The following is a 6,184-nucleotide window of genomic DNA, read 5'->3' as shown; positions in this document are numbered from 1 at the left end:
CGGTGAGCGTGCCGGTCTTATCGAGAACAACGGTGTCGAGCTTATGGACGGTTTCCAGTGCGGCAGCGCTCTTGATCAGAACACCCAGGGATGCACCCTTTCCTGTGGCCACCATGATCGATAGTGGTGTGGCCAACCCGAGAGCGCATGGGCAGGCGATGATGAGCACACTGACCGCGGCGACGACAGCCAAGGGGAGCGATCCTGCGAGGGTGAACCAGAGCACGAACGTGGTGATGGCGATGAAGATGACCGCCGGAACAAAATAGCCCGAAACGGTATCCGCCAGGCGCTGAATCGGCGCTTTGGAGCTTTGCGCTTCCTGGACCAATCTGATGATTTGGGCGAGAGCGGTGTCGGATCCGACGCGTGTGGCGCGCATGGTGAACACCCCGGTGGTGTTCACGGTCGCGCCGATGACTGGGTCACCCGTGCTCTTGGCGATGGGGATACTCTCACCGGTCACCATTGATTCGTCCACGGTGGACCGGCCATCAGTGATTTCTCCGTCAACCGGAATTTTCTCTCCCGGCCGGACCCGGATTTCATCGCCGGTGCGCACATCTTCAACGGCTGTTTCGATCTCCTGTCCATCACGCAGCACGCGTGCGGTCGCCGGGGTGAGCGCAACCAGTGCCCGGATGGCGTCTCCGGTGCCAGCCCTGGCGCGAGCCTCTACGAGCCTGCCCAGCAGGATGACGGTAATGATGAAACTGACAACCTCGTAGTAAACATCCCGCACGCCTTCGGGAAGGACCTGCGGCGCGAAAGTCACCACCAGGCTGTAACCGAAGGCGGCGGTTGTACCGAGAGTGATCAAGCTGTTCATTTCAGCTGACCTGTTTCCCAAAGCCCTCCAACCGATCCGGTGAATCGGCCACCCTACGACAAACATCACCGGCAGCGTCAGCACCAGCTGCGTCACAGGGTTCAACAGAAGATCGGGCACATATTGCTCACCGACGAAATGTTCAACCATCACGGCATAAAGGACGGGCAAGGTAAGTATCGCCCCCAACACCACCCGCCAGCGCAGATCACGCAGTTCAGCCTGGCGCGCATCGGCTTCTGTGTCCTCGGTGGATACTGACCCCGGCTCCGGCCGGACTTTGGCGGGGAATCCTGTCGATCCTGCGACCGCCCGCTCGAGCACATCCAGACCCACTTGATCCGCGTCATATGTCAGGACCGCACGCTCCGCCCCGAAGTTCACCTCCGCGGAACCCACCCCCGGAATGGACCTGAGTTCGGACTCACTTCGAGCCGTATCGATCGGTAGGCTACGCAGCGCCCCTGGAAGCATGAACTCGGCGCGCTGGTATCGATCTCCCGCATCAACCGTGGGACCGATACCAACCGCCCGTGCCGTCTCTGGGCTCTCGGACCTTTCGGCAGTACCCGCATCGGGTATGTTCCCGTCTCCGGAAGGGCTTTCAACCAAAAGCCTTCCGTGGAGCATGTTCATGCCGCAGGCCCAAGGATATTCCCCTGGCTCATCAATCTTCAGGTCCACCGTCGTGGTCCCGAAGGCAGCCAGCGATGCGCTCTTACGAAGGTCAGGGAAAACGACACGGCTAGTGCAGTCGCTGTTGTCCTGACGGTCAAAGCGAAGCTGCACCGGGACCCCGGCCGTGACCCTGATGAGATCCGGCGAGTATCCTCCACGCACCGAAATATCGACTACCTGAACACCCGCCTTCACCAGCGCCACCGCAGCCTTACGGGGAGCAAAAAAATACCACGCCAACAAGCCGATCAACAGCAGACCACCGGCAATAACAGCCAGATCAACAGAATCCATCAGTTTCCTCTCCCACAAAAAGCCCTGCAACGCCAGCCTGCGCGCGGTATCCTGAACAACTCGCTACTAAGAACAATAGTAGACGAGTTGAGTGGCGATATCCCGCCACTAGTCGAAGATTGGAAGAAAAACACGCTCATGCCCGAGCGTACCGGGCTCGAACCTGACCATTGGTAGGAACTGAGGAAGGCCTTCTGCAGACTGCCTGTGGAACTTCAGGAAAATGAGTGTCATCACGACAACTGCCAGCGCGGGAGTTCCAGCCGATGTTAGCGGCCATGAAAAACTGCCCATAGGCGGCCACGAAAGTGCCCACTGACGGCCAGTAAAACTGCCCACCGGCGCCACTAGTCGAAGATTGGAAGAAAAACACGCTCATGCCCGAGCGTACCGGGCTCGAACCTGACCATTGGTAGGAACTGAGGAAGGCCTTCTGCAGACTGCCTGTGGAACTTCAGGAAAATGAGTGTCATCACGACAACTGCCAGCGCGGGAGTTCCAGCCGATGTTAGCGGCCATGAAAAACTGCCCATAGGCGGCCACGAAAGTGCCCACTGACGGCCAGTAAAACTGCCCACCGGGGGCCATGAGATCTGCCCACTTCCTCAACTGTTCCTGCCGCGTCTTAAGCGGTGGGGGCCTCTCCCTGGGATTTGATGACGGTGTCTAGTCGCACCAAAGTCGCCCAGGAAGAGGCCCTTGTATGAAGCATGACGGAGAAATCATGGAAATTCTTGCTGCCTACGATCTGACAGGATCGTTGCGCGCCACTGCGGAGCTCACGGGCTGCTCCCACCACACTGTTGCCAGGCATGTCGCGGCCCGGGACGCCGGCCGGCCAATCGCTGAACCCGCTGCCCGGGACCGGGTCACCGACCCGTTCCTGCCCAAGATCGAAGAATGGGTCCAGAAATCCAACGGCCGGATCCGGGCTGATAAAGCGCACGAGAAGCTCGTCGCCCTCGGCTATGAGGGGTCCGAGCGGTCGACCCGCCGGGCGATCGCTCAAGTCAAAGCCGCGTGGCGGCTAGGACACGTCCGGGTGCACCGGCCGTGGATTACCGAACCGGGTATGTGGTTGCAGTACGACTTCGGCGACGGTCCGCGCATCGGCGGGGTGAAGACCGTCTTGTTCGTCGCCTGGCTGGCCTGGTCCAGGTTCCGGATCGTGATCCCTCTCAAGGACCGGACCGCCCCGAGCGTGTTCGCAGCCCTGGACCGGTGCTTCCGGATCCTGGGCGGTGCACCAACGTATGTGCTGACCGATAACGAGAAAACGGTGACCACCGCCCAGTATGAAGCATGACGGAGAAATCATGGAAATCCTTGCTGCCTACGATCTGACCGGATCGTTGCGCGCCACCGCGGAGCTCACGGGCTGCTCCCACCACACTGTTGCCAGGCATGTCGCGGCACGCGACGCCGGCCGTCCGATCGCCGAACCCGCTGCCCGGGACCGGGTCACCGACCCGTTCCTGCCCAAGATCGAGGAATGGGTCGAGGGCTCCAAGGGCCGGATCCGCGCCGATAAAGCCCACGAGAAACTCATAGCCCTCGGCTATGAGGGGTCCGAACGCTCCACCCGCCGGGCCATCGCCCAGGTCAAAGCCGCGTGGCGGCTCGGACATGTCCGGGTCCACCGGCCGTGGATCACCGAGCCCGGGATGTGGCTGCAATACGACTTCGGCGACGGTCCGCGCATCAACGGGGTAAAGACGGTCTTGTTCGTCGCCTGGCTGGCCTGGTCCCGCTTCCGGATCGTGATCCCACTCAAGGACCGGACCGCCCCGAGCGTGTTCGCCGCCCTGGACCGGTGCTTCCGCATCCTGGGCGGAGCACCAACGTATGTGCTGACCGATAACGAGAAAACGGTGACCACCGCCCATGTTGCCGGGGTCCCGGTCCGGAACCAGCAGACCCTGGACTTCGCCCGCCACTACGGGGTCACGGTGCTGACTTGCCAACCCGCGGACCCGGCCAGCAAGGGCGGAGTCGAAGCCGCAGTGAAACTCGCCAAGGCAGACCTCGTCCCCAAAGACACCAACCTCCGCGACGCCTACGGGACCTTCACCGAGTTGGAGGCGGCGTGCGAGGCGTTCATGGACTCCGTGAACACACAGACCCTGGACTTCGCCCGCCACTACGGTGTCACGGTGCTGACCTGCCAACCCGCGGACCCGGCCAGCAAGGGCGGGGTCGAAGCCGCAGTGAAACTCGCCAAGGCAGACATCGTTCCCACCGACACCAACCTCCGGGAAGCCTATGCTTCCTTCACCGAGTTGGAGGCGGCGTGCGAGGCGTTCATGGACTCCGTGAACCAGCGCGAACACCGGACAACCCGGCGTAAACCCACGGCCATGCTCGCCGAGGAACGACCACGGTTGCACCGGGTCCCGGGCACCGCGCATACGGTCGCGTTCGGGCTCTCCAGGACCGTGCCTGAGAACACACCCATGGTGACCTTCGAGAACGGGCAGTACTCGGTGCCCGCGCACCTGCTCGGCGCCCGCGTGTTCGTCCGAACCCACGGAACCGGGCCGGATGAGCAGATCATCATCGTCCATCACGGGCCGGCCGGTCCGGTGGAGGTGGCCCGGCACCGGCGTGCCCGCCCGGGTAGTCCTGCCATCTGTGATGAGCATTTCCCCGGCACCAGGACCCGCATCCCGGGCGATTACACGGTCAAGGCCCGCACCGCTGACGAGGCCGAGTTCCTGGCCCTCGGGGAAGGCGCCCGGACCTGGCTGGTCGAAGCCGCGGCCGCCGGCGCGCAGCGGATGAACGTGAAGATGGCCGAAGCCGTCACCCTGGCCAAGATCGCCGGCACCGCAGCCGTGGACCGCGCCCTCGGGACTGCAGCGCTGCATGGCCGGTTCGCCCACGGGGACCGTGCCTGAGAACACACCCATGGTGACCTTCGAGAACGGGCAGTACTCGGTGCCGGCGCACCTGCTCGGCGCCCGCGTGTTCGTCCGCGCCCACGGCACCGGACCCGGTGAGCAGATCATCATCGTCCATCACGGGCCGGCCGGTCCGGTGGAGGTGGCCCGGCACCGCCGTGCCCGCCCGGGCAGCCCCGCCGTCATCGATGAGCATTTCCCCGGCACCAGGACCCGCATCCCGGGTGATTACACGGTCAAGGCCCGCACCGCCGACGAGGCGGAGTTCCTGGCCCTCGGGGAAGGCGCCCGGACCTGGCTGGTCGAAGCCGCGGCCGCCGGCGCGCAGCGGATGAACGTGAAGATGGCCGAAGCCGTCACCCTGGCCAAGATCGCCGGCACCGCAGCCGTGGACCGCGCCCTCGGGACTGCAGCGCTGCATGGCCGGTTCGCCCACGGCCGCGAACGAGGACCGGTCCCTGACCCAGGGCACCGCCGCCTGGTCCCGGCTCGGAACCACTGAGGAGCCAGCCAAGTGAGCCCGGTTCACACGACGACCGCTCCGCCGTTGCCGGCGGATCTCGAGGCGTTGATGCGCCAGTTGAAGATGCCGCACCCCTGCCTGCGGACCTTGAGGCGTTGATGCGTCAGTTGAAGATGCCGCACGCCCGAGCCCTGGCACCGGACCTGATCGCAACCGCGAAAGCCCAGCGCTGGGAGCCGGTCGAGGTCATCAAAGCCCTCTTCACCGAGGAAACCGCTGGCCGGGCCCGGTCGATGCTCGCCAACCGGCGCAAAGCTGCAGGATTCCCTACCGGGAAGACCTTCGACGCCTGGGACCCCGACGCGTCCTCGATCCCCGCCCCGACCCAGCAGGCGCTGCGGACGCTGGAATGGGTCACCCGCAGGGAGAACCTCGTTGTCTGCGGGCCCTCCGGGACCGGGAAAACGTTCTTCCTCGAAGCCCTCGGCCAGCAAGCAGTGGAGGCCGGAATGAGAGTGGCCTGGTTCAGGCTCGAGGACCTCGGCGTCCTGATCCGGGCGCACCGCACCGATGACAGTGTCACCCGGGCCGTGTCCCGGATCCTGCGCGCAGAGCTGGTGATCATCGATGACATCGGGCTGTTGCCGGTGGCCACGGACGCCGCCGAAGGCCTCTACCGGGTCGTGGACGCAGCCTACGAGAAACGCTCCATCGCGATCAGTTCCAACCTTCATCCCGCCGGGTTCGATGAGCTCATGCCCAAAACCCTCGCCACCGCGACCGTGGATCGGTTGCTGCACCACGCCCACGTCTGCCAAACCAGCGGCGACTCCATCCGCCTCACCCAAGCCCTCGCCGGGAAAGGAGTCACCGCCCTGAACTAAAACCAACCCCAACGATGGCCAATCCCACCGAACCACACAGTGGGCAGATCTATTGGCCATCGTTGGGCAGTTTTACTGGCCACCAGCGGGCACATTTACTGGCCGCCTATGGGCAGAAACTAATGGCCATTGACAC

At 63.9% G+C, this 6,184-nt stretch carries 3 protein-coding genes and 2 pseudogenes; 4 read left to right on the top strand and 1 reads right to left on the bottom strand.

Translation table 11 applies throughout. The features are described from left to right. Positions 1-1,831 (bottom strand): HAD-IC family P-type ATPase (locus X803_RS19995; protein WP_216699063.1); only part of this gene is annotated, 1,831 nt, incomplete at its 3' end. Positions 1,832-2,504: 673 nt separating this feature from the next. On the opposite strand from X803_RS19995, the pseudogene X803_RS19990 reads away from it, so the two are divergent. From X803_RS19990 to istB, 4 genes and pseudogenes are all read left to right on the top strand, one after another. Beyond that, a pseudogene (locus X803_RS19990) lies at positions 2,505-3,086 on the top strand (IS21 family transposase); the annotation flags it as partial. Between the two features lie 10 nt (positions 3,087-3,096). Beyond that, positions 3,097-4,698 (top strand): IS21 family transposase, encoded by a 1,602-nt coding sequence (gene istA / locus X803_RS22995; RefSeq protein ID WP_343299633.1) that lies wholly within the window; start codon positions 3,097-3,099, stop codon positions 4,696-4,698. Next, a pseudogene (locus X803_RS0113300) lies at positions 4,691-5,219 on the top strand (IS21 family transposase); the annotation flags it as partial. The gene istA and the pseudogene X803_RS0113300, both read left to right, overlap by 8 nt. A gap of 103 nt (positions 5,220-5,322) precedes the next feature. Then, complete coding sequence (istB, locus tag X803_RS0113295) at positions 5,323-6,048, top strand: IS21-like element helper ATPase IstB (RefSeq protein WP_051470756.1); 726 nt, start codon at positions 5,323-5,325, stop codon at positions 6,046-6,048. The last annotated feature ends 136 nt before the right edge of the window (positions 6,049-6,184 follow it).

The sequence above is a fragment of the Arthrobacter sp. 35/47 genome, assembly GCF_000520475.1.
GTDB classification, from domain to species: Bacteria; Actinomycetota; Actinomycetes; order Actinomycetales; family Micrococcaceae; genus Arthrobacter_D; species Arthrobacter_D subterraneus.
Note: the sequence above shows the minus strand (reverse complement) of the source record. Positions and strands in the feature narration are given on the sequence as shown.

What these genes read in the sequence shown, in the direction of transcription:
- istB (WP_051470756.1), top strand. Translation starts at nt 5,323, where the DNA reads ATGCGTCAGTTGAAGATGCCGCACGCCCGAGCCCTGGCACCGGACCTG.
- istA (WP_343299633.1), top strand. Translation starts at nt 3,097, where the DNA reads ATGAAGCATGACGGAGAAATCATGGAAATCCTTGCTGCCTACGATCTG.